This is a genomic window from Amycolatopsis sp. M39 (assembly GCF_001651785.1).
GTDB classification, from domain to species: domain Bacteria; phylum Actinomycetota; class Actinomycetes; order Mycobacteriales; family Pseudonocardiaceae; genus Amycolatopsis; species Amycolatopsis rubida.
In genome coordinates, this window is the sequence record NZ_LWSF01000061.1 from 616 (window position 1) to 991 (window position 376).

The following is a 376-nucleotide window of genomic DNA, read 5'->3' on the forward strand; positions in this document are numbered from 1 at the left end:
AGATCGAATTCACGCCACGTGACAGAAGCCAGTTCCCGCTGCAAGTCGGTTTCGGCGACCTCGACCACCGGCAGGTCAAGACGCACCTCCTCCACTGGGACCACTTCCTGCCACGGTTGCCCGTCCTTGTCCGGGAAAACGGTCCGCAGGCTCTCGTGCCGCTCCAAGACATCGCCCAGCGCGGCCGTGAGCGCAACTGCGTCGAGAGCGCCGGACAACCGCACCGCGAACGGCAGATTGTAAGACCCGTTCTCATTCGTCCTGTTCAAGAACCACAGCCGTTGCTGAGCAAACGACAACGGAGTTCGCTCGGGTCGTTCCACCGGTGTCAGCGGGGCCCGCACGTCGGCATCGTCGTCCAGTCGCTGCGCCAAAG

1 protein-coding gene is annotated in these 376 nt (G+C 63.6%); it reads right to left on the reverse strand.

The window, feature by feature from the left end:
- The coding region (locus A4R44_RS47235; RefSeq protein WP_198545697.1) for a condensation domain-containing protein at positions 1–344 on the reverse strand (344 nt) is incomplete at its 3' end.
- Positions 345–376: the final 32 nt, after the last annotated feature.